19 protein-coding genes and 1 tRNA gene are annotated in these 22,041 nt (G+C 30.7%); 13 read left to right on the top strand and 7 right to left on the bottom strand.

All coding sequences use genetic code 11. The features are described from left to right. The gene (locus C8C87_RS13810; RefSeq protein WP_121342981.1) at window positions 1-1,665 is read right to left on the bottom strand and encodes an Ig-like domain-containing protein; all 1,665 of its coding nucleotides are present in this window, start codon (window positions 1,663-1,665) and stop codon (window positions 1-3) included. A gap of 210 nt (window positions 1,666-1,875) precedes the next feature. Between C8C87_RS13810 and mce the strand changes: the two genes are divergently transcribed. The 3 genes from mce (at window position 1,876) to C8C87_RS13795 (ending at window position 3,913) form a co-directional block, all read left to right on the top strand. Continuing rightward, window positions 1,876-2,277: a methylmalonyl-CoA epimerase gene (gene mce / locus C8C87_RS13805; protein ID WP_121342980.1), complete on the top strand. Its 402-nt coding sequence runs from the start codon at window positions 1,876-1,878 to the stop codon at window positions 2,275-2,277. A gap of 142 nt (window positions 2,278-2,419) precedes the next feature. Beyond that, window positions 2,420-2,493 (top strand) — tRNA-Ile (locus C8C87_RS13800). Between the two features lie 214 nt (window positions 2,494-2,707). After that, on the top strand, window positions 2,708-3,913 hold the full coding sequence (locus C8C87_RS13795) for a site-specific integrase (RefSeq protein WP_121342979.1): 1,206 nt from the start codon (window positions 2,708-2,710) through the stop codon (window positions 3,911-3,913). Between the two features lie 66 nt (window positions 3,914-3,979). On the opposite strand, the gene C8C87_RS13790 is transcribed toward C8C87_RS13795, so the two are convergent. Then, window positions 3,980-4,189, bottom strand: a complete 210-nt coding sequence (locus C8C87_RS13790; RefSeq protein ID WP_121342978.1) for a helix-turn-helix domain-containing protein — start codon at window positions 4,187-4,189, stop codon at window positions 3,980-3,982. Window positions 4,190-4,430: 241 nt separating this feature from the next. Next, a complete protein-coding gene (locus tag C8C87_RS13785; protein ID WP_158589748.1) occupies window positions 4,431-4,664 on the bottom strand; it encodes a helix-turn-helix domain-containing protein in 234 nt (77 codons plus the stop codon). Between the two features lie 157 nt (window positions 4,665-4,821). Here C8C87_RS13785 and C8C87_RS13780 point away from each other — a divergent pair, with 157 nt between their 5' ends. From C8C87_RS13780 to C8C87_RS13735, 10 genes are all read left to right on the top strand, one after another. Then, window positions 4,822-5,532: a hypothetical protein gene (locus C8C87_RS13780; protein WP_147402381.1), complete on the top strand. Its 711-nt coding sequence runs from the start codon at window positions 4,822-4,824 to the stop codon at window positions 5,530-5,532. A gap of 89 nt (window positions 5,533-5,621) precedes the next feature. After that, the gene (locus C8C87_RS13775; RefSeq protein ID WP_121342975.1) at window positions 5,622-6,221 is read left to right on the top strand and encodes a hypothetical protein; all 600 of its coding nucleotides are present in this window, start codon (window positions 5,622-5,624) and stop codon (window positions 6,219-6,221) included. Between the two features lie 6 nt (window positions 6,222-6,227). Then, window positions 6,228-6,440: a hypothetical protein gene (locus tag C8C87_RS13770; protein WP_121342974.1), complete on the top strand. Its 213-nt coding sequence runs from the start codon at window positions 6,228-6,230 to the stop codon at window positions 6,438-6,440. Between the two features lie 12 nt (window positions 6,441-6,452). After that, window positions 6,453-6,770 (top strand): hypothetical protein, encoded by a 318-nt coding sequence (locus C8C87_RS13765; RefSeq protein WP_121342973.1) that lies wholly within the window; start codon window positions 6,453-6,455, stop codon window positions 6,768-6,770. Window positions 6,771-7,037: 267 nt separating this feature from the next. Continuing rightward, on the top strand, window positions 7,038-7,382 hold the full coding sequence (locus C8C87_RS13760; protein WP_121342972.1) for a hypothetical protein: 345 nt from the start codon (window positions 7,038-7,040) through the stop codon (window positions 7,380-7,382). Window positions 7,383-7,490: 108 nt separating this feature from the next. Then, window positions 7,491-8,384 carry an AAA family ATPase gene (locus tag C8C87_RS13755; protein WP_121342971.1) on the top strand — a complete coding sequence of 298 codons (894 nt, stop codon included), beginning with the start codon at window positions 7,491-7,493 and terminating at the stop codon, window positions 8,382-8,384. Then, the gene (locus C8C87_RS13750; RefSeq protein ID WP_121342970.1) at window positions 8,365-9,342 is read left to right on the top strand and encodes a DUF3871 family protein; all 978 of its coding nucleotides are present in this window, start codon (window positions 8,365-8,367) and stop codon (window positions 9,340-9,342) included. Before C8C87_RS13755 ends, C8C87_RS13750 begins: the two co-directional genes overlap by 20 nt. A 72-nt stretch (window positions 9,343-9,414) precedes the next feature. Next, entirely contained in the window at window positions 9,415-9,663 is a 249-nt protein-coding gene (locus tag C8C87_RS13745) for a hypothetical protein (protein WP_121342969.1), read from the top strand. Between the two features lie 452 nt (window positions 9,664-10,115). Continuing rightward, window positions 10,116-11,636, top strand: coding sequence for a hypothetical protein (locus tag C8C87_RS13740; protein WP_121342968.1), 1,521 nt, complete (start codon window positions 10,116-10,118; stop codon window positions 11,634-11,636). Window positions 11,637-11,702: 66 nt separating this feature from the next. Continuing rightward, window positions 11,703-12,362, top strand: a complete 660-nt coding sequence (locus C8C87_RS13735) for a GIY-YIG nuclease family protein (protein ID WP_233550038.1) — start codon at window positions 11,703-11,705, stop codon at window positions 12,360-12,362. Window positions 12,363-12,474: 112 nt separating this feature from the next. Here the strand turns inward: C8C87_RS13735 and C8C87_RS13730 are convergent, their stop codons facing one another. The 4 genes from C8C87_RS13730 to C8C87_RS13715 form a co-directional block, all read right to left on the bottom strand. Then, window positions 12,475-15,534 carry a metallophosphoesterase gene (locus tag C8C87_RS13730; protein WP_121342967.1) on the bottom strand — a complete coding sequence of 1,020 codons (3,060 nt, stop codon included), beginning with the start codon at window positions 15,532-15,534 and terminating at the stop codon, window positions 12,475-12,477. A 79-nt stretch (window positions 15,535-15,613) separates the two neighbouring features. Next, entirely contained in the window at window positions 15,614-17,518 is a 1,905-nt protein-coding gene (locus C8C87_RS13725; protein ID WP_121342966.1) for a site-specific DNA-methyltransferase, read from the bottom strand. A 51-nt stretch (window positions 17,519-17,569) separates the two neighbouring features. Beyond that, the gene (locus C8C87_RS13720) at window positions 17,570-20,272 is read right to left on the bottom strand and encodes a DEAD/DEAH box helicase family protein (protein ID WP_121342965.1); all 2,703 of its coding nucleotides are present in this window, start codon (window positions 20,270-20,272) and stop codon (window positions 17,570-17,572) included. A 179-nt stretch (window positions 20,273-20,451) separates the two neighbouring features. Further along, window positions 20,452-21,555 carry an AAA family ATPase gene (locus C8C87_RS13715; protein WP_121342964.1) on the bottom strand — a complete coding sequence of 368 codons (1,104 nt, stop codon included), beginning with the start codon at window positions 21,553-21,555 and terminating at the stop codon, window positions 20,452-20,454. Window positions 21,556-22,041: the final 486 nt, after the last annotated feature.

Genomic DNA, 22,041 nt, shown 5'->3' with positions numbered 1-22,041 from the left:
TTAGTTTCGCTTATCGGTTTTCTTGTCTGTTTTCTTTTTAGGTTCAGGAATGTAAGGAATGCTCAAATCAAAAACTTGATTTACATCCCAATTAGCACGAACATCAATTTCCTTGGAAAAATAAATCACTTCTTCGGCTTGGCGTTTTTCTAAAAAATTACCGGAATCCCATTCCTTATTTTTATTGGTGTCATAAATAGCACGTAATGTATAAAGCGCAGGTTCGATTAAATTAAATTCTAATGTGGTGTTTTTTTCGCTGTATTCAGTCGCTAAAACATCGCCTTTTAGATTCGTCAGTTCTACAATGACAGGAAATTGTTTTACATTTTCCAATACCACTGTTAGATTTCCATAATCGGAGTTGTTTCTCGTATTTAGTTTATAGGTCAACGTATCATTCGATTTTTCGAAAAAATCAGTTAACGCTCCAGGCAAAATTTCAAAAGTGTAATTTTCTGAGGGTTCCTTTTTAAAGTCAAAATACAATTTTTGATTAAATTCGTCATATTCAGTGGTAAAAGGCACTGCGGTTTTTGCATTGTTGATTAAATTTATTTTAGAATTCTCAATGCGAATTAATGGAGTTGAGCTTTCTAAAGTAAAACGCTCTCGGGATTTTAAGTTCCCGATTTGTAAGGCAGAAATACTCAAAGTGTCTTTTTTCTGGTCTTTTATTTTAAAGGTGAAATTGGCTTCGTATTTGTCTTTGGCTACAGCCAAATTTAGCGAATCTACTTTGATGGGTTTGTACCAAACTTGAAGGGAATCCTTTTTTGGTAATTTAGTAATGATATTGGAAAGGACTTCCGTGTTGTTTTTCAAGATTAATTTTGGTCGGGCAGCAGCAGAATTTACAACGCCTTCATATCCTAAAAACAATCTGTTTCCAGATGCTTGAGTTGGTTTGAACGTTTTGAAAGGCAATGTTTCCTTGAATAATTCCAACTCGTAAAGGGTGTCGTTTGGAATAGTGATAAACGCTTTGCTGAATCCAATTTTATCCGTTTTTGGATTGTATTTGTTGTTGCTGTTGTAGTCTTTCATAGCCACAAGAAGATACTTTCCGGCTTTTAGATTCTCAAAACGAAAGGTCTTCAAGCTGTCTAAAGTATTGGTCACATATCTTGGGTTCTCATTATAGACTACTGAATCTTTAAAAGTATCATTCACGTCATAAAGCATAACCGAAACGAATGATTCTACTTCTTTATCATAAGCGCTTTTTACAGTTCCGCCAAGGCTTAAAGAGTCAATATAATCGCCAGTTGAAAACACATATTTGAATTGATTTAACGGATTTCCTTCGTTATTGTCAGCGATACTTTGGCCGAAATTAAAGCTGTAAGTGGTATTAGGCTGTAATGTATCTTTGATTTTTATAGTAATCGTTTTGCTTGGAGTGGTAGGCAGAATTGACGGTTCGTATTTCATTGGTGGTGAAATAATCAATTGCTTGTTAAGATTTTTGAGTTTAATGTTCTCGTCAAAAACTAGTTTGATTTCGTTTCCTTTGAAATTTTTGTTGAAATTTTCAGGAAAACTTACTTTTAAAACAGGGGCAATGGTATCTTTCAAACCGCCAGTGATGGAGCCTCTTTTTGCGCATCCAACAATAATTAAAAGCAATAGAAAGAAGGAGTATTTTAAATTGTTTTTCAACATATCAAATCATAATTAGAATCTACAAAATAACAATTATAATTCATGCAATCGAAATTTTTTATAGAATTATTATGAGCGATTTAATTCCTCTTACTTTTTACAATGCTTCCCTTTTTTTGTTTTTAATGTTTAATTTTACATCAAATAAGTTTTGTTACGGCTGGCTTACTGCTTAAATTTAAAACCAACGTTGAATTGATAGTATAAATAATGAGAAAAATAGAACATATAGGGATTGCTGTTAAAGATTTAGAAGTATCAAATTTAGTTTTCGAAAAACTCTTTGGTGCTCCGGCTTATAAATTTGAAGATGTAGAAACCGAAGGGGTGACAACTTCTTTTTTTATGAACGGACCCAACAAAATTGAACTTCTTGCCGCAACCAATCCAGAAAGTCCCATTGCCAAGTTTATAGAAAAAAGGGGAGAAGGGATTCATCATATTGCTTTTGATGTTGAAGATATTGTTACAGAAATAGCGCGTTTGAAAAAGGAAGGGTTTGTAGTCTTGAATGAAACTCCAAAAAAAGGAGCTGATAATAAGCTAGTTGCATTTTTGCACCCAAAAAGCACTAATGGTGTTTTGATTGAATTGTGTCAGGAAATAAAATAATTTAAGTACATATAAATGAGTAGTATTCTAATATTCAGTTGGTTTCTGTTTGAAATAAGTTAATAATTGAACTATATTAAAATCTAAGTCAAAAATATTTGGAGCAAATGAAAAATAGTAGTAATATTGCAGACTCTTAACCGGTCCTATAGCTCAGCTGGTTAGAGCACCTGACTCATAATCAGGTGGTCCCTGGTTCGAGCCCAGGTGGGACCACTTATTACAAGCCTTTCAAGCAATTGAAGGGCTTTTTTTATGCAATAAACCCAGTAAAAACGAGGGGTTCTATGATTTCATAGAATTTCTGAAATAGCCAACTTGTCAACTTTTTAACTAAAAAAAGGGGTGCTATTCGGATACCCATTCAATTTTATGAGGGATACATTTTTAAGTTCTAAAAGTATGCTAATGAACACTAAATCAATTAGCTATGAAAAAAGAGAATTTCACAATCTTGTTTGTTGTCAAACTCAACAAACTCAACAGTAAGGGGCTATGTCCAGTCAATGTAAGGATTACCTATCAAGGTGTCAGAAAAGAAAATGCAACAGGTTACTTTGTAGATCCAAAGTTTTGGGATGCTAAACGTCAATTAACGACTTCAAAAGCATTAGATGCTATAAGTACTAATATTCAGTTAGAATTAATAAGGCAGAAAATTAAAAACGCCTATTTGTCTATTCTATTGGAAACAGATGATTTTGAAGCAGATGATATTTACCATAAATACCTTGGAAAACCTTTAAAAGAAAGTGAATTTGTGGTTAGATACTTCCAAAAATATCTAGACAAAATCTTTAAATTAATTGGCAAAGACTTAAAATTAGCAACATGGAAGAAATATAATTATGCCTGTATTCAGATTGTTGGTTTCATTAAATTCAAATATAAAAAGAATGACATCTCGTTAGATAAAATCAATTTGCAGTTTCTAACAGAATTTGAATACTATCTTAAAACAGAACAAAATCAATGCCAGTCTACTATTAACAAGGCGATACAACGATTCAGAAGGCTTATTACAATTGGAATAGCTGAAGGGTTTTTAGAAAAAGATCCTTTTATACTGTACAAAGCAAAGAAAGTAAAAAAGGAAGTTATATTTCTAACTCATGAGGAATTAGAAACGGTCGAAAGAACACAAATATCACAGCCAAGACTTGCTTTAGTAAAAGATTTATTTGTTTTCTGTTGTTATACAGGGTTAGCGTATGTTGAGATGGCACATCTTTCTAAACAGAATATCCAAATAGGTTTTGACGATGTTAACTGGATTCAAATGAAGAGAGAGAAGACACAACGTCAAATCTCCATTCCAATACTTCCTAAAGCTCAAGAAATTATTAAGAAATACTCAACTGATAGTAACCGCATATTCCCATCAATAAGCAATCAAAAATTCAATTCATATTTAAAAGAGATTGCAGATGTAACTGGAATTGAAAAACGTCTTACGCACCACATTGCTAGGAAAACATTCGCTTCAACTGTCCTCCTATACAATGATGTTCCAATGGAAATAGTATCAGAACTTCTAGGACATTCAAACATGGTTATTACCCAAGAAAGTTACGGTAAGGTTGTACAGAAGAAAGTGAGTGAAGCAATGATAAGTCTTTCTGTGAAATTAAAATAAAATTATATCCTGATTTAACATGAATTTTTTGTTGGTCAGGATACTTTTATTAAAATTCAAACTCACTTATTTAAAAAGTTCTATTACATCAACTTCTAATGCTTTGGAAACTGTTTCTAAAGTGGAAAGCGTTGCATTAGCTCTTCCCGCTTCTAATCTTGACATATTACTCTTCTCAAAGTTGCATTTTGCTGCCAAATCTTGTTGAGATAAATTTTTCTCAATCCTGATTTCCTGAATACGTTTACCAACCTTTATTTGTAAAGAATTTTCCAAATCTAAATTATCATTTATGATAAGTCAAAATTTGTTCTATATTTGTTTAATCTGGTTATCTTAAAAGATAACTGTATTTTATTTTTACAGAATGTGGAAAACCGTAATGGAATGATTTTGAAAACAAATTACTTTGTTAACATATCACTAAAAGTAGGTATTTTGGAAAGAAAATAATACATGTTCCCTTGTAGTAAAAGAAACTAGCAAAAGTAGTATAGGTTTGTTTTGAATTAAAAACTTAAGGAGTGTCAAAAACAAACAGTTCTGAAACATCAATTTTTAGAGCCTTAGAAATAGCATATAAAGTAGTAACAGAAGTATTAATAATACCTCTTTCAATTCTGCTAATTTGGGAAATTTCAACACCAAGTTCATTTGCAAGTTGTTCTTGGCTGAATCCTTTTGCTAAACGAAGTTGTCGAAGATTCCCGCCAAAGTTGACTAGTACGCTTTTCTTATCTTGATTATCCACGAGATAAAATTCGACGAATAAATTAATTTTAATGTAGGCATATTTGCCTACATTTACAAAATTCACAAGATAAAATCATTAAATAAAAAGAACAATTATAACAAAAAATATTATGAAATCAAAAATGAAAAAATTCCTTTATTTACTTAGTGCTACTTTGCTAGCTCTAACATCTTGCTCTAAAGATGAAAGTGTTTCAGAACCAGTTACTGATACAAATGGTACCGAAACAGTTACTACGGTTTTCGTAAAAAAAATAATACGCACTTACAGCGCCAATGATATTGTCACGTCTACCTATGTGTACAACGGCAATAAAATAGTACTAGAAAGTAATGATGGAGGTTTTGTCGCTAACTATACATATACAGGGAATATGATTACAAAAATTGAAGAAAGAGTAAATAATCAGTTTCAAAGCTCACGAGAATTTACTTATGTTGATGGGAAGGTTGCTACAAAAGTTTGGAAACGAAATTATGGAGGTACAACTTCTTACGCATATTCATACAATTCCAATGGCACCGTTTCTTACAAAAGGACTCAGCCTACTGGAACGAATACAGGCGTATTGACTATTGCAAATGGGAATATAGTTAAAAACGAAGTATTTAATAACGGCACCCTCCTAAATACATATACTTATGGATATGACACCAAAAACAATCCTTTTAAAAACGTCTTAGGGTTTAATTTGTTACTTGAAACTGATGAAGAGATGTTTTCTCCAAATAACATGATTCAAGATGGCGGAGGGTCTCCTACATTTAATTATGTCTTAAAATACAACGATAATGGCTTTCCAACTGAGAAAAAACGTTCCGATGTTGATAGAAGCTCAGATGAGCTTACTCAATATTTTTATTAAAAATTCATCTGATTTAAATAATTCTATTATAAAATATAAAGTCATTTTAAAATAATGAATATTCACAACTAACATTAAATATTACTATTATGAGAAAAAGTATTATTCTTTTATTAATTATACTCAACATTGGCTGTAAGCAGACAACAGTAAGCAATGTAGAATTAAAGGAAGAAGTTTTAAAAAATGATTCAAAAATTAATTTAACTGAAAGCAATGACTTATCTAAAGACAAATTTTTAAAATCCCAAGTGGATGATTATATGAAAGCAATTCTTGGAAGAAATTTAGACTTAGTTTATGATTATTGTTACCCTGATATCATTTTGTGGGCGGAGGATAAATATCCAGATATGGTTAAAAATAAAGAGGATTTTAAGAAAGTATTTTTAGAACCAATGAAAAAATTAAGCGAGCTTGAAAAAGACAAAGAAACTTCAGTTGAATACGAGATAGGTGAAATTACTAAACGGTTACATTCAGACGATGGAATTGCAATGATATATTTAATAGTAAGTTCAATTACTATTAAGCATAAATTAGAAGAGAGAAAAAATGGCGATGAGTATGTAGCAATCTCTTTCGATGGAGGGGAAAATTGGAAATTTATGATTAAAGATATAGAAATGACTAAGGAAATTCTAAGTTATAAGTTTTCAGAAAAATCAATTAATAAACTATTAAATTAACAAATTATGGCAGAAAGTAATAACGAGGGGTGTCTCTTTTTTGGGGTGATTATATTAAGAATTGGACTGCCAATTTATGCTGGATATAAATCTTGGGGAATTATTGAACCAGAAAGTTTTTTTGGTTTTCTAACCTTCTTAATTCTTTGGGGAATATTAACAACAATTATTCAATTTATTTTAATTGGAATTGCAGCTGCATTCTTTAACAACAATTAATGATCCATATTTATGGGACAAATATTAAATGCTAATTGTAGAATTTGCAATTTCGAAATTGATTTTAACTACGGTGGAGGACGATTTAATTATCATGAAAACTGCCCTGTTCCGGCTATAAACAAAGAAACTGGGCAATTTGAAACCGTGAACTACATTACAGAAAAAAACAATCCACTCTATCTATTTTATACTGATAAGCAATTAAAGGGTGATAATGGCAACAATAGTATCTACCTAAATTTTAATTTAGAACTAAATCAAACCAATAATTTATGCCCAAATTGCAATCAGTATTCTTTTGACTTTGCAATTAGAATGTTCTGTTAGCCAGTAAATACTAAATTACCATTAAATTAATTCAGAGCAACTATAACAGTTGCTCTTTTGCTTTAGTAAACTCAAAATCTTCACAAAATTTTTTTTTTAAATTTTTTTTCAAAGCATGTGTAGCTTAAGTAAGAGTCATACCCCGACTTCCATTATGCTTTGGGAATATACGCGCCCTAAAACACGTTGGAATTAGATTCATCACTCCACCTTGTTCAAACTTTGCGGGTTTCCCGTTATTGTCTAATCTTATAAATTATTAAAACTATGGTTACAATTTCAGATTACAAGTCTATTGAAAAAGAAGACGGAGAAAGCTTCTTAGTATTGGTATTACAAGGAGGAGTTGAGCCTGTTAAAAGCCAAGCAACTGGAAAGATTTATTTTACCGCTAGAACTGCTAATGTTCCAGCAACATTTGATGAAATAACTTGTCAAAGTTTAATTGGTTCTCAATTTGAAGGAATTATTAGAAAAGTTAAAAGTGAACCTTATCAATATACGATTAAGGAAACTGGCGAGATTGTTAAACTAGATTATCGTTATGAATACGTAATAGATACTGACGAAATAATCAAAGATCAAGTTATCGAAGAAGAGTTTGTCGCTTAAACATTATTGAAAAACACAGATAAAGGTCTCCCTACAAGGAGACTTTTTTTGTTTAACACAATCTGGATTCACAAGATTACCTATTAAAAACATTTAAATTTTAAAATTATGAAGTTACAAAAGGCAGAACGCCATCAAGTAAAATTACGCATCGGACTTTCAGGACCTAGTGGGTTTGGGAAAACCTATTCCGCATTATTATTAGCCTACGGTATAACAAACGATTGGAGCAAAATCGCTTTGATTGATACTGAAAATAAATCAGCAAGTTTGTACTCACACTTAGGAGATTTTAATGTGCTATCACTAGAAGAACCATTCAGTCCAGAACGCTATATTAAAGCGATTAAGTTATGTGAGGAATCAGATATAGAAATTATTATTATTGACAGTATCAGCCACGAATGGCAAGGAAAATCTGGTTGTTTGGAGATTCACGAACAGCTTGGAGGAAGATTTCAAGATTGGGCACGAGTAACTCCAAGACACAATGCTTTTATAGATGCTATCATTAAATCAAAGTGCCATATTATTACAACATCACGTAGAAAAGTAGATTATAGCCTTGATAAAGATTCCAATGGTAAAACCAAAGTAATGAAATTGGGTACAAAAGAAATTACCAGAGAAGGTTTTGAATATGAATTGACCGTAAGCTTCGAATTTTTAAATGATAAGCATCTAGTTAATGCTTCTAAAGACAGAACAGGCCTCTTTACTGGAATACCTGAATTTATTATTAATTCAACAACTGGTAAAAAACTTATCAATTGGTGTAATCAAGGTATATCGATTGATAAAATTACTGAAGAAATCAATGCCTGTTCAACACCTGATGCCCTTAAACAAGTTTATGGAAAATATCCAAATTTGAGTACCGAACTATATCCTGTAGTGATGGCTAGAAAAGAAGTGCTTGATAATCTTTCAGCACAATTAATCCACGACGAAGAAATTATTCAAAACTTAAATCCTCAAGAAAATGAACTTAGTATTAAATAATCAGGAACATCAAATTATTGATGAAACAGAAGTAATTGTATTTCCTAAACGGAATTTTATTGAAGCAAACACCTCCGAAGTGTCATTAAACCATTTAAAAAATGAATGTACAATTCCTGTTTTTGCAAAAGATAATGAGTGCACGATTAGCCATTATGAATTTATCAACAGCACTAAAGAAGTGGTTGAAGATATATTAAACTACAAAGGTGTTTTAAAGCCTGATATTCGAGTATCTCACGTAATCAAAGGCAGAGTTCCAACTGCTATTGGAAAGCCTGCAAAAGAGCTCCTAGAACATGAAAAGACTATTTATTACGAGCGAATGGCATTCGTTATTGAAGTGCCTGAAATTAGTGAAATTATTAATGGAAATAAGCTTAATTTAACAATAGGTGGTGTCCGCTCGTACAACCAAGAAAACCTTTTCAGTAAAAAATCTATGGAGAAATTTAAGGTTTTTGTAGGGTTTCAGAATACTGTTTGCACTAACCTGTGTATTTCAACCGATGGACTACAAGAAGATTTGAGAATCAGCTCAGTTTTAGAATTAAAAGCTAAGGTTTACGAGTTAATCAACAACTACAAAAAGAAAGAGCATTTGATCAATATGGAGCGTATGTTCAGGCACTCCTTAACTGAAATTCAGTTTGCTCACTTGATTGGAAAGATGAAACTATTCCCCTATTTGAGCAAAGAAGAGAAACAAATACTTTTTCCTCTGGCTATGAATGACACGCAATTAAATATTGTCGTCAGGGATTATCATACGGACGCTCACTTTTCTAAATCAGAGAATAACACGATTAGCTTTTGGAACCTGTACAACCTGTTCACTGAAGCAAACAAGAGCACTTACATTGATAATAACTTAGAAAAAAATGTGAATGCGTATGCTTACGTTAATTACCTGTTAAATGCCATTGAAAAGGAGGAATCAAACTATTTCATCCATTAATATTATATAGCATTTTTATCGATAAATAGGTGATAAGTTTACCCGCTAAAAACAATAATATATTCTATAAAAATGACAAAAAAAGAGTTGGCAGAGCTATTGAAATACAGTTCTCCACGAGAAATCTATGTAATTTCGCATTATAATGTACTGAAACGAGTCTTTTGTCCTTTCCGCGTGACTGTTTTGCAAGAAATTGGAAGACTAAAGAGAGGACAAATTGTTTTAGTGCAAGAAATAAAAGTCACGTACACGTTAAAAACGGTGTATATCATCGATAATGACGCCTACTACTACCATAATTTTCATATTATGATGTAAAATAGGCAAAGGAGTTATACTTTTTTGTTATCCAATCTTTTGAAACTGCCTCTCCTATATCAAAAAGCAATTGAAAACGTAAATAGCTATTTTTATAAGTTGCACAAACTACATTTAATACATTTTTAAGTGTAGTTTTGCTTCTTATTTTATGATATATTCAATTATTTAACTAATAAATGAATAATAATAGCTAAATAATTAGGAATTGTCATTAATATTGTTTATCTTTGTTTTTATAGTAATTGGCTTACTACAGGTTCGTGATTTCACACTGCAAATTAAAAAAAACTACAAAAAAATTATAAATTTTTCACTTCAGCTATCATTAAGCTAATTCCATTTTGCATAATATTTAAGTACACTTTTTACCTGAAAAGAATCAGTCAAAAGCAATAAAGTATTTAGAGTAAATGCATTTCAAATTTAATATTCAATAAATTTTTTAAGAAATGGTTTTAAAACACAATGAGTTCCAGAACAACACTGGGCAAATGGCAATGGTAAATTGCAAAGACAAATTAATCAATCAATCAACTACTTCAACTTCCTATCCTTCTTACTCCTCATCTATCTCTCCCTTCATATATGTTACTGATGATAGAACAGAGGATAAACCTCTTGAAAAGCCAGTAAAATCAAGGGTTAAGGAATGCTATGACATCGAAATAACAGGTGAAAATCATACAGGTTTTCCGCTATTTTTTCAAAGCAATATAGCTACAATATTTATTCCTAAAAAGGTCAAAACTCATTTAGAAAGATTTGTGCCAAACCAGTATTTGAAAAATATTGACAGGGATAAAAATATTGCCATTGAAAAATGCCTCGCCTTTGTTTCAAACCTGTCTTCGACATACTATGCTGATGATAGATTTAAGAGTTTGTCCTCAACACACCTGGACGAACAAAGTAAAAGAGGGAGAGACAATACATTTGTCTATAACCATATTATTAAAGCGCTTACGTATTCAACGAATACTACAGAAGCAATAATTATGGTTAAAAAAAATAAATTTGGAAACGAAACCTACCAAGAAGGCGTTGTATGCAAAGAATACGGCTTCACTGACGCCTATTTTAAGGGCGATTTAGTCGAGTATGTCATTAAAGACAAAGGAATTCTTCAAAAAAGAAATAAGTTCTTTTACAGTCAGTTAAAAAAGGCTCATGAGAATCCCATAGCAAATAACTTAATAAGTTTATATTCTAATATTGAACTTCCAAGTCATGCTGAGATCATATTAGAGGCGAAAAGATTAACAAAAATAAACCATAGAAATAAAAAGGGTAAGGTTCTAACTTTTTTAAATAAACATTCAAAGTCCTATTATAAAGATGCCGGTGCAAGAAGTTTTGTTGAACAAAACATAAAGTTATTTGATTATTTAACCAAGCGAGGATTTATGATTCCAATCATAGGTACAGAAAAATCTGGCGGAAGAGTGGTAGACAGCTTTACTCTAATGCCTAGTTGGATTAGAAGGCTAGTTAAAATTGATGGAAAGTCTATTGTTGAAGTTGATTACAGTGCTTTGCATCCAAATATCGCAATGTCACTTTACGGAGGTTCAAGAAAATATTTGACTCATCTTCAAGTTGCAAAAGAAAGTAATTTAAACATAAATGAAGTTAAAATTCAACACCTATCTTATTTCAATGAGAGAGTACCTGGCATGAAGCGTAGCCCCCTTTATAGCTACTATAGTGAATCAGAAACAGCGATGAATGAAGCAATCATTATGGAGAAACAAACGAGCTTAAAAGGGCATAGAATCACCTCTATGAGGATGTTTGTTGAAGAAGTTGAAATAATGACAGAATGCATTAAACAGCTTAATTACAAAGGGATTTACGTGGGATATATCTACGACGCTTTGTTTTGCAAAGACAGTGATGCACAATTAGTAGAAGAAATAATGAATACAGTTGTTTTAGAGTTTAACGTTTATACAACCGCAAAAATAGGCTAGAAATAGACCTATACTTTATTAAAACAACTGCCTTTTATCAATTTCAAAATTAATTATTTATCAAATATGGAAAACACTATAAATACTTACATTATATACAAAGCGCAAAACACTTTTACAAGTGAAACATACATCGGCGCAACTACAAAATCTCTTGATGAGAGAAGAGCAGACCACCTACAAAAAGCCAATAAAAAAGTTGGCAGTTATTTTCAAGAAGCAATCGGGACTTATGGTCCTGATGCTTTCACTTGGGAACAAATTGATACGGCTTCAAGCAATGACGAGTTAGCATCTAAAGAGATAATGTATATTTCAGAGTACGATGCTCTAGAAAATGGATACTGTAGTGATAAAGGCGGTGGGTTCAAGAAAACCGTTTATAAATATAATTTAGATGGCTCATTCAATGCAACATTTGAAAACTTGACCCTCGCTTCAGAAACAATAGGTGTCAGAAAACAAGATATATCTAGAGCCTGTTGGAACGTAAATCAAACATTAGGCGGATATCTTTGGAGTTACGAGAACAAGGAAGCATTCTTTCCAGAACATGACAATAGAAAAAAGGAAGTAATCCAATCTTTATTAAATGGTACTGTTATATCTCAATTTCTTTCAGTTGCAGAAGCATCAAGAAGTACTGGAGTTTCTAAAACTTGCATCTCTAGATGCTGTAGAGAAGAACGGAAAAATGGTTGTGGTTTTATATGGAAATATTACTAAAATTATAGGCGGATTTTAAACCGCCTATTTTGGTTAATTAAAAAAGAAGAACTAAAATCCTCGAAGAATTAATACTTGGTTTTCAAGTTGATTAAAAAGATATATCCGCTCATCATTTTTTTAAATGGCTTTGAAAACCTATGTTTCTAATCGTTTTTTCAGTGCTTTCAATATTTGCCCTTGAATTATCAATAGTTTTTGCTTGTTTAACAGCAGCATCTTCAATGAATTTTTTATTGTGTTCCGAATTGTATTTTTTAAACAGTAATAAAGAAAACAATTTGAATAATGATGCGTGTCTCAGTACGTTAATTTTTATATAATTTAGAACCTCTTCAATATATTTTTTATTGTTTTTCAAGTCTAAATCTATAATCATATAATAAAGAATGAATATTTTTAATTCATTACCCTGAGTCTCTTTAAGTTCTTTAATCTTGTCTAAAAATATAACTTCAAGATTGTTTTGAGCAAGTGCATCAAATAAAAAATTCTGAATAACCAAAGGCACAAAGTTTGTGAATACTTTGGAGAAACCTTCATCTAATTCATCTTTAGAATTTTTTTCATCAATAATTAAAAAACATAAATTACAGGCAGATTCTAAAATAAAATCTAAAACTTTGTTGTTCAATTCTTCATTGTCAACGGATGAGTTTCTATAAACTCTTGATAAAATAAATAGTACTTTTTCTAAGTTTTCAGAAACTAAGGCTATTTTTTCGTAAATCCTTTTGGCTGAAACTCCACTACTTGTGCCATTTGCAATAGGAAAAAATTCCTCGTTTAAAATATCATCATCTTTTTTAATTAAAGACTGTAATCCACTTTTATAATCATTTAATTTAAGCGTTAAATTTGTTGATCTATTAATTAGTACTTCATCTGTGTTTCCTATGCTTTTGTAACCATCGTTAATAGGTTGGAAAAGTACATATGATTTATTAAAAATCTTTGATAAGAAATCCGAATCTCTTTTATTGAATCCTGACACCAATTCAAGTTCATTGCCAAAAGACAAATATACTTTGTCGTCATTGATAATTTCATCTCGAGTTTCTGGATGGTCTTTTAAATAAAATGCAATAAAATATTCAAAGACTCCTTTAAGCCTAAATGTATAATAATCTTCATTGATTTGTTTAATAATACCCTTCTCTGTTATTAATTTAATAACAGTTTCTGTTGAAATTACAAACCTCTTGTTTTTGGTTTTATACTCTTCAGTAAAACGGACTAAATCCGCATACTTGATGGAGTAATTATTTTCGTGATAATTTTTAACCAAATTAATCGCTAATTCACTTAAAAATATTTTTAAAGCATCATATTCAATTTTGATTTCTCTGTCTACAACAATATTTTTACGATCTAATAAATTATCAATATAAAGTTCTATTAGTTCAAAGTTATTATGAAAATTTTGCTCACTAGAATTGTTGAAAATCCATAAAAACAATGAAACTGTCCAATAATTCATTGGAAGATTTAATTGTTTAAAAATGGATTTTATTTTTACAATAATATCTTCGGTTTTTTCAGCATCGCAATTCAAAGTTCTTTTTGTAATGCTTCTTACTTGTGTAGTTGTTAAGTCGTGTATATAAAGTTTTATATGTGTTGTTGAATCTATTTTAATATCTACAAAATCACTCAAAATGTTTTCATCAAGCGATGTGACATATGATACATTTTTATTGTTTTCTATAAACTCTTCTACCTTTTGTTTTAATGATGTATCAATCTTGTTATAATTATCTAACAACAATCTAATTTGATATTCTCCCAATAATTGACTAAAAAATGTTTTATTAATTTGATAGGTTTTAATAAAAAAATCTTCTATCCCAATGTTGTTTGACTTAATGTTGCAATCAATATAAATTGGTAAAACTTTATGTTTTGAAACGTTTTTTAAATAACTAACATATAAATAATATAATATGGATGTTTTTCCGAATTTATCTTTTCCGTAAATAAAATAATTATTAGTAAAATCGTTTTCTATATGTTCAACACTAATAATCTTACTTGAATCATTTTTTTTGGCAATACTATTGATTGATGTTGACGAACTAGTTTTTAATATTGGTTCTGAAAATAAATCACCTAAGGATGATGATGCATCTGAGTTTGAAACAAAGATTTCTCTAGCTTTACCTAATTCACTCTCATAAAGTCTAGAAACTTTTTTTCTAAAATCTAGTAGCTCTCTTTTATTTTCATCAATTGGAATATTTAAATTTAATTGGGTCCCATTAGGATAAGACATATAATCGCTGTCGATCCTAAACTTACTCAATTTAACATTCATATCATTAATATCTAATTCAACTATTGTATATCCTATATGTTCATAATCATTAATTTTAGATAATGATGCATCAGTACTAATATTTACAATTCCATCCGAGTTTTTAATGATTGATGAATTCATTGCTCTATGAATATGCCCATGCATCATAACATGAAAATTGTCATAAATAATATCTTCGAGTAAAACCCTGTTCCAATGTTTCAAATCTGTTATCGGGTGATGCAAAAGCAAAATCTTAAAATCATTTTTAGGTAATTTTAAAATAACTTCCTTTAGCATTTTAGAAGGAAATAATAATTTGCCTTCATCAGTATTTGAATCATTAGCTCTCCATGAAGTATTAATGGTAATTACGTGGATTATTTTCTCCCCAGAAATTCTTTTATGAACTGTATATAAATCTTTAATCTCATCCGTTTCATCTTTCAATAATACATTTTCATTATAGAATTCATCTTGAAATAACAAATAATTTCTAATATTCATCAAACTTGCTTCATACTGTTTATGATCCTCTAAAAAAGTATTAAGTGCTTCTTCGCTTTTGATTTCGAGCAACTTATCTTTAATTACAGACATTTCTTGATCTCTATGTACATCGTGGTTTCCACCACATATGAATACATTTTTCTTTTCAATTTTAAGTTTTGAGGCAAGAGTTCTTAAAAGAATTTCATTTGCTTTTCTAAAATCATCAATCGATTTTCCAGAAAACACCAAATCCCCTGTAAAAAAAATATAATTTATATCTTTATCTTTATTTTCCTCATATATTTTATCAATTATCTTATTAATGCTATATATGCTATTCGTATTATCTTTAAAATGTAAATCTGTAATGTGTAAAATCTTCATTTGTACCTATTTTAAAATTCATGACTAAATTAACATATATTCTTACAATATGTTATAAAAAATAATTTCTTATTTGTACTTAAAACGCATTAAATTTATCTCCCAAATAGTGCTTCAAATTGTATTTTATAGTCGTGTTCAGCGCTCTTTCCAAACAGATAAACTTAGTGTCTGTATGGGCTTTAAAATGACTCACAGTCTCGGGTGCAATGCTCACATCAAGGCAAATTAATGTTTCCTTTTCTCCATCTGTAGCAAATAGAATTTCATTTTTTGTAAACTGCTCTTGTGGTATTGTTGTGTAACTGAGAGTAAAGTTGTTTTTCAATAAAATCTCCGTTAACAGCTCTTCTTTGTTGAAGGCATTTACTAACTGGCTTTCTTTATCAGCAATGTATTTTTTAAGTAATCCAAGATTTTCCGTTTCGTTAAATTCTGGGTTTGGTGAAAAATCAACTCTAGGAAAATTAGATTTTTGTAGTTTGAAAACTTTAAAACCTAGATTGGTAGTAGATGGTTCTACAATTTTTTCTAATGTCAATTCACCTTCTTTTTTCTTCTCATTTTCAGCTATCTCTTTTTCTATTTTGGCAACAACTCTTTTGTTACGTTCTATGGTAATATCACTTATCTTTTTATAGCCTGCTTTATTCGCTTCACTTTTTTCATCAGTAGCTTCTGGAATTTGTACTAAAATAAATTTTCTATTGCCACCGTCTTCTTTGTTCAATTCCATTACTGCATGACCTGTAGTTCCAGAACCACCAAAAAAATCAAGTATAATGGAATTTTTACAGTTAGCTGTTTTAATAATAGTTTTGATCAATTGTGAAGTTTTCGGATTGTCAAAAATCCCTTTACCGACTACTGAAGCAATTTCTTCATTTGCTTGATGCGAACTACCTACTGTAGAATATGACCATAAAGACCCTACTGTCTTCCCTTGTTTAACTTCTGTTAAAAATGATTTTTGATTTGGTAATCCAATGCCACTTTTACCAAAATACAATCTATTATCATGGTAGAGTTTCAATAAATCTTTCTCTGAATATAAAGGGTATCTGCCTTTGGGAGATTCCCAGATAACACCATTTGGAAATGTAATTTTATAAGTTGTACTACCACTTTTAGCATGAAGTGGAGTTGATTTCCATTCTCCTCTTGGGTCATTATCAGGATTTGTATAAGCTTCGTCCATTTTAGAAGTTCTATCAAGCAATCCAATTTTAAAGTTTTCTTTATTTTTTGCGTATAAAAGAATATATTCATGTTGACGAGATACGTATTTTGAATCATTTGCAGTAGTGTATTTACTGTGCCAAATAATTTCACTTACAAAATTCTCTTGTCCAAAGACTTCATCACATAATTTACGTAAATGATGAACTTCTTCGTCAGAAATAGATATGAAAATTACACCGTCTTCACGTAAGAGTTGCCTTGAAATTAATAATCGACTGTACATCATATTAAGCCAGTTGCTATGATAACGCCCATCCGTTTCAGTATTAGTATCTATTTTTACACCGTTTTCTAAAACTTCTGCATCTTCCCAATATGCTTTAGTTTCTTGCTTCCACGTATCTTTATATACAAAATCTTTATCCTTGTTGTATGGAGGATCTATATAAATACATTTTATTTTTTCACGATAACTACCACTCAATAATTTTAAAACTTCGAGGTTTTCCCCTTCAATAATGAGGTTGTCGCTTGAATCAGGATTTACGCTTCTAGCTTCGTCATATACTAGTGTAGCATTGCTTGGTGTAAAGGCATTACGTTTAGCTTGGCTTTTACCAAACCATCGGAACTCATAGCGTTCTGTTTCATTAACGCTATCTGGACTTACAGCTTTCTTTACTTCATCAATATTAAGGCTTCCCTCACTGGTAAACCAATCAGGGTAAAATTGTTTTAAAGTCTGCAAACGTTCATCGTTCCAGTCGTTGCTTAATGGCATATAATCATTGATGGTTTCCATATTTATTCTTATGTTTTATCGTTCTCCTGATGTCAGGATGACGATGACCTATTATATAAATGTATTGATCGTTTTGTCAGCTTCCGTTTTGAAATATTTGTATTCTTTAACAGGAGCTTTATATTGTACTTCTAATCCTAATTTTTCAAAATGTTTCATAGCACAACGAATTTTGTAAACTTCACTTTCCGTTAATGCTTTTTTATCGTTGATATCGTTAGTACCTTTGGTCTCTATCACAAAATAGAATTCATTTTCATTTCCATCCCTCAGATTCTTGCGTTTCATTATCAATCCAAAATCAGGTTCGTAATTTCCTATTGGAGTACTTATTTTATAGAAGTTGGGCAGTTTTAAAAAGCAAACTACTTCTGCATCTGTATCAGCATCTAAAGAAAAATTACGTTCTACATCACTATCAACAAGCATTTTGTCAAAGACTCCTTTGTTTGGGGTTTCAACATATCCTTTACTAGAAACATTCTTTACAAAATCTTCAAAATTGAATGGATAACTTTCACCCGTAATTTGATAATCTAAACCACGAATCATTTCATCTAGTTCCACATTGCGAATTATAGCGGATGCTTCGTGAACAAAACGAGGTGGGTTTTTCACCATTTCATTCAGGTTCGTTAAACGTTGCATTATTTTAAACAATGTGGTGTAACTCACTCCTGTATTCTCGCTTAACTCTTCAATTAAATCCAAAGGGGTAAAAAAGGATTTTTGTTTTATATTTTCTGAGCCTTGAAAAGAATCTTCTTTTCCGTCTTCTGTTATCGCATTAATCAAGAAACTAGAAGCTTCAATTACAAAATCAGGGATTGTAATTTTTGAAATTAATTCAGATGCTTGAGTAATTAAATCATCTTCATTAAAAGAAATGGTGTATTCTGTTTTCCTTGCTAATGCCATCCAATATTTACGGAAAGCTTTGTCCATTTCAACTGAAGGGTTTCTTTTAAATTTAACTTCATCAGCCGGAACACCTTTATGAGTATGAGTCATTCCTGCACCTGCATTCTCAGTACCATAAACTGATTTTATTTCTTCCTGATATTGTGTCACAAATGTTTCATAAGTTTCATTGGGAATAACGGTTAACTGGTTAATACGTTCTTCATCTGAAACATCTAGAGCATCATAAACCCTCTTCCCTTCTTGATTGACGCATATACGCAAACCACGACCTATTTCCTGACGCTTCTTAATCTCTGAATAGGAATTGTTCAAAGTGGCGATATTAAACACATTTGGATTATCCCAACCTACACCTAGAGCGGAATGAGAGAATACAAATTGTACTGGATTTGATAACGTAAGCAGTTCTTCTTTTCCTTTTAATATCAATTCGTAAATTTTGCTCTGTTCCTTTACACCACCCTCATTGTCTGCAAATTCACCACTTGCTTTTTGTGCAAAATAATATCCTTGAATACTTTGAATATGTTCATTAGTGGGTAATCTGCCTTCATTGTAATCAGGATAAATGGCTTTGTATTTGTCAACGAATAGGTTTTTTATAATAGGAGTTTCACCCATATAATTAGACACTCGGTCAATAAAAACGAGAGACAAACATTTGATTCCTTTAGATTCTAATTTTTGAGATTTAGTAAAATGCCTGTGAATCAACCATTCTATTTGTAATGCCCAAATGTTTTCTAAACTTCCTGCAATTTGTTTTTCAAGTATTTCAGTTCCATTTGAAAATTTCACAGTCCACTTACCCGTTTTTAAACTCTTGTTAATGTTGGAAATAGTATAATTCAAATAACTGGGATTGTTTGTTTTTATCCCTAAATTATCATTCTGATTCAACCAACCGGTAACTTTAAATTCAATTTTGTTAGTAGAATTATTTAAATGCCACGCTTTCAATTTCACTTTAGGATCTCCCTTACCAAATTGAATGTCTGACAACTCAATTTTAAGGGTTGCTTCGTCATTCTTTTCAGTAACAGTCAATACTTCTATTTTCTTTACTAAACCATCTTTATAGCTGTCGTATGGTGTTAAGCGATACAGCAAGTTCTTTACTACTTTGTGAGTTGCAGAATACCTGATTTTAAACAAGGGATTAAGCTTAGCAATCTGTTTGATAGAATTTTCAGTATCCATTCCTTCCTGTGGCTCATCCATTATAATAATTGGATTGCATTTACCGATTGCCTCTATAAAAGGAATATTGTTGAATAAATCCTCTCTCTGTGCTTGATTAAGGATTTTATCTTCTGAATTGAATGAAGCCAAAGTCATTATCATCACTTGTGGATGCTGGTCTTCTATAAATTGCGTTACTTTCTGAAGTTTTTTACTATCATATTCAAAAGCATTTGGCTTAAAACCATAGATACTCTCTAATTGTTTATCAAATGATTTGAAGGTTCCAATAATGTTTTGACGAATGGCTACCGACGGCACTAAAATTATAAACTTGGTAAAGCCGTGATGTTTGAATAATTCATAAATGGTTTTAACGTAAACAAGCGTTTTACCTGTTCCAGTTTCCATTTCCACACAAATATCTTTATCATTTGAAAGTTTGGCTACAACTTCATTTATACCATTTTCAGTCAATATGTTTTTAATGTTCGTTTCAATTTCATCTCGAGTAAGTTTGCTAAAATTAGAACGAATACCTTCAAAACAAGCATTATCAAATGTGTTTTTTTCTGTTCCCTCAAAAAGTTTTACTACGGATTGAACGGCTAAGTCTTGGTATTTAAGGCTTTCTAATTGTAACTCCATTGACAGAAAAATATTATTTTATTATAATTAAATCAAATATACAGTTTATCCAAATATTAAATTGTAAAAAACTTAAATTCAATTATGATTCCTAAAAAGTAACAGCCCAAAAGGTTTGGGGATATATTAAAAATCACAACCCATAATAAATCTAAAGATATATTTTATCAGAGGCCCCTTTATTTAGTTTTTGAGGCTTTATTTATAATTTCTGCAATAGCTGATTTCCCAATTTTAAGATCTGTTTCTTTAAGAACATCTTCAATTTTCCTATAAGATAAGCCTTGACTTTTTAATTCTAATACTTTATCTTTTAATAGTGGGTTAGCTGATTTAGAAGTCTGAGTCTTTTCACTTCTTTGTCCAGTTGCTTTGAAAATAAGATTTTCATTCATTTCTACAACATGGCTTTTCGTTTTTTGAGTAGCATCTAAAAAATTAGCTTTTAACACCCATAAATCTTTATGATTAGGTTTAAATCGATTGGGTCTTAACTCAAGTACGACCCTCATCTTTGCTTCGAATGCTTGGCTTCCTATAATACTATCTTTGCTTGGAGCTGACCGTAAAGTATTTTTGCCTATGTGGTGAAGAAATAGTATCAAACAATCGTGTTTCTTTGCCAACTTATCGTATTCATTCAAAAACTGCCTAACTTGTATATTAGCATTTAATTCTTTGCTAAAAACGTCCGTAAATGCGTCTATAACTATCAAGTCAACAGATTCATTTTCTAATTCTTTACTTAACTTCTCTAAGAGGTTGTCAGTTTCAAAAATAAATTGAAGATTATTCAATAAATTCAAATCGATTGATTTGTTTTCTTTTAGTAAATAATCCACCTGTTTTCTAATAGAAAAGCTTATTGCATTCGAATCATCTTCCGTACTCACATAAATAACTTTATTGCTTTTACTCTCTAGACTGAACCCTAAAAAAGTTTTAAGATTTAAAGCAATAGACAAGCTTAATTGTCTTAGAAATGTTGATTTACCTGAATCAGAAGTTCCTACTAAAGATGCTAATCCTACTTTTTGCAAAAATGGATGTAATAACTTTGGGATAACTTCAACTTTCTGGTCATATAATTCAAATGCGTTTGAAAAAGTTGTATCTATTTTTTTTAGTTCTAATTTAGGCTCAGGTGATATGTATTCAGTTGTTGTAATTGATGTATCATCATACTCATTAAAGTCATGCACGTCATGCAAATTAAACAACTCAGTTACTTCATCTTGACTTAAACCACTACCAGTTTCTTTGAAATCTAAATCATCACTCATAATAAAAAAATATTGTCCATTTTATTAGATATATATACGGACAGGACAAAAATATTCATTCTTTCCAAATTGCAACTATAATAAATATATTATTAATGGGTAATCGACTACTAAATTATAATCTACATAAAAAATAATGAATGAATAATAAATTATCAAGGAAGAACATTATTATCTTTGTATACAAACAAACATTAAATTAATACAATAGGCATACTATTCGGATGCCTAATAAATAATAGCATACATAAGGACTTGAATTTTAGCTTTATAAGTGGACTGGTTCGAGCCCAGGTGGGACCACAAAACCCTTTAAAACATTTGTTTTAAAGGGTTTTCTTTTTTTACTAAAAACCAAGTTGGACTAAAACACGTATCTTTGTTATGATGTTAGGGATAAGACTTTCTTATTTGTGATTTTATAGATTTTTTTATTTCAGTAAATTTACTATTTTTGAAGCCGATGAAAATTGAGTCAAATAAATT

It is taken from the genome of Flavobacterium sp. 120 (genome assembly GCF_003633605.1).
Taxonomy (GTDB): domain Bacteria; phylum Bacteroidota; class Bacteroidia; order Flavobacteriales; family Flavobacteriaceae; genus Flavobacterium; species Flavobacterium algoritolerans.
The sequence above is the reverse complement of the archived record's forward strand: the minus strand, read 5'-3'. Positions and strand labels throughout refer to the sequence as shown.

Coding starts and splice junctions, on each gene's coding strand:
- C8C87_RS13745 (WP_121342969.1), top strand. CDS start 9,415: ATGACAAAAAAAGAGTTGGCAGAGCTATTGAAATACAGTTCTCCACGA.
- C8C87_RS13740 (WP_121342968.1), top strand. CDS start 10,116: ATGGTTTTAAAACACAATGAGTTCCAGAACAACACTGGGCAAATGGCA.
- C8C87_RS13720 (WP_121342965.1), bottom strand. CDS start 20,272: ATGGAGTTACAATTAGAAAGCCTTAAATACCAAGACTTAGCCGTTCAA.
- mce (WP_121342980.1), top strand. CDS start 1,876: ATGAGAAAAATAGAACATATAGGGATTGCTGTTAAAGATTTAGAAGTA.
- C8C87_RS13760 (WP_121342972.1), top strand. CDS start 7,038: ATGGTTACAATTTCAGATTACAAGTCTATTGAAAAAGAAGACGGAGAA.
- C8C87_RS13810 (WP_121342981.1), bottom strand. CDS start 1,665: ATGTTGAAAAACAATTTAAAATACTCCTTCTTTCTATTGCTTTTAATT.
- C8C87_RS13775 (WP_121342975.1), top strand. CDS start 5,622: ATGAGAAAAAGTATTATTCTTTTATTAATTATACTCAACATTGGCTGT.
- C8C87_RS13770 (WP_121342974.1), top strand. CDS start 6,228: ATGGCAGAAAGTAATAACGAGGGGTGTCTCTTTTTTGGGGTGATTATA.
- C8C87_RS13795 (WP_121342979.1), top strand. CDS start 2,708: ATGAAAAAAGAGAATTTCACAATCTTGTTTGTTGTCAAACTCAACAAA.
- C8C87_RS13750 (WP_121342970.1), top strand. CDS start 8,365: ATGAACTTAGTATTAAATAATCAGGAACATCAAATTATTGATGAAACA.
- C8C87_RS13730 (WP_121342967.1), bottom strand. CDS start 15,534: ATGAAGATTTTACACATTACAGATTTACATTTTAAAGATAATACGAAT.
- C8C87_RS13715 (WP_121342964.1), bottom strand. CDS start 21,555: ATGAGTGATGATTTAGATTTCAAAGAAACTGGTAGTGGTTTAAGTCAA.
- C8C87_RS13735 (WP_233550038.1), top strand. CDS start 11,703: ATGGAAAACACTATAAATACTTACATTATATACAAAGCGCAAAACACT.
- C8C87_RS13765 (WP_121342973.1), top strand. CDS start 6,453: ATGGGACAAATATTAAATGCTAATTGTAGAATTTGCAATTTCGAAATT.
- C8C87_RS13755 (WP_121342971.1), top strand. CDS start 7,491: ATGAAGTTACAAAAGGCAGAACGCCATCAAGTAAAATTACGCATCGGA.
- C8C87_RS13725 (WP_121342966.1), bottom strand. CDS start 17,518: ATGGAAACCATCAATGATTATATGCCATTAAGCAACGACTGGAACGAT.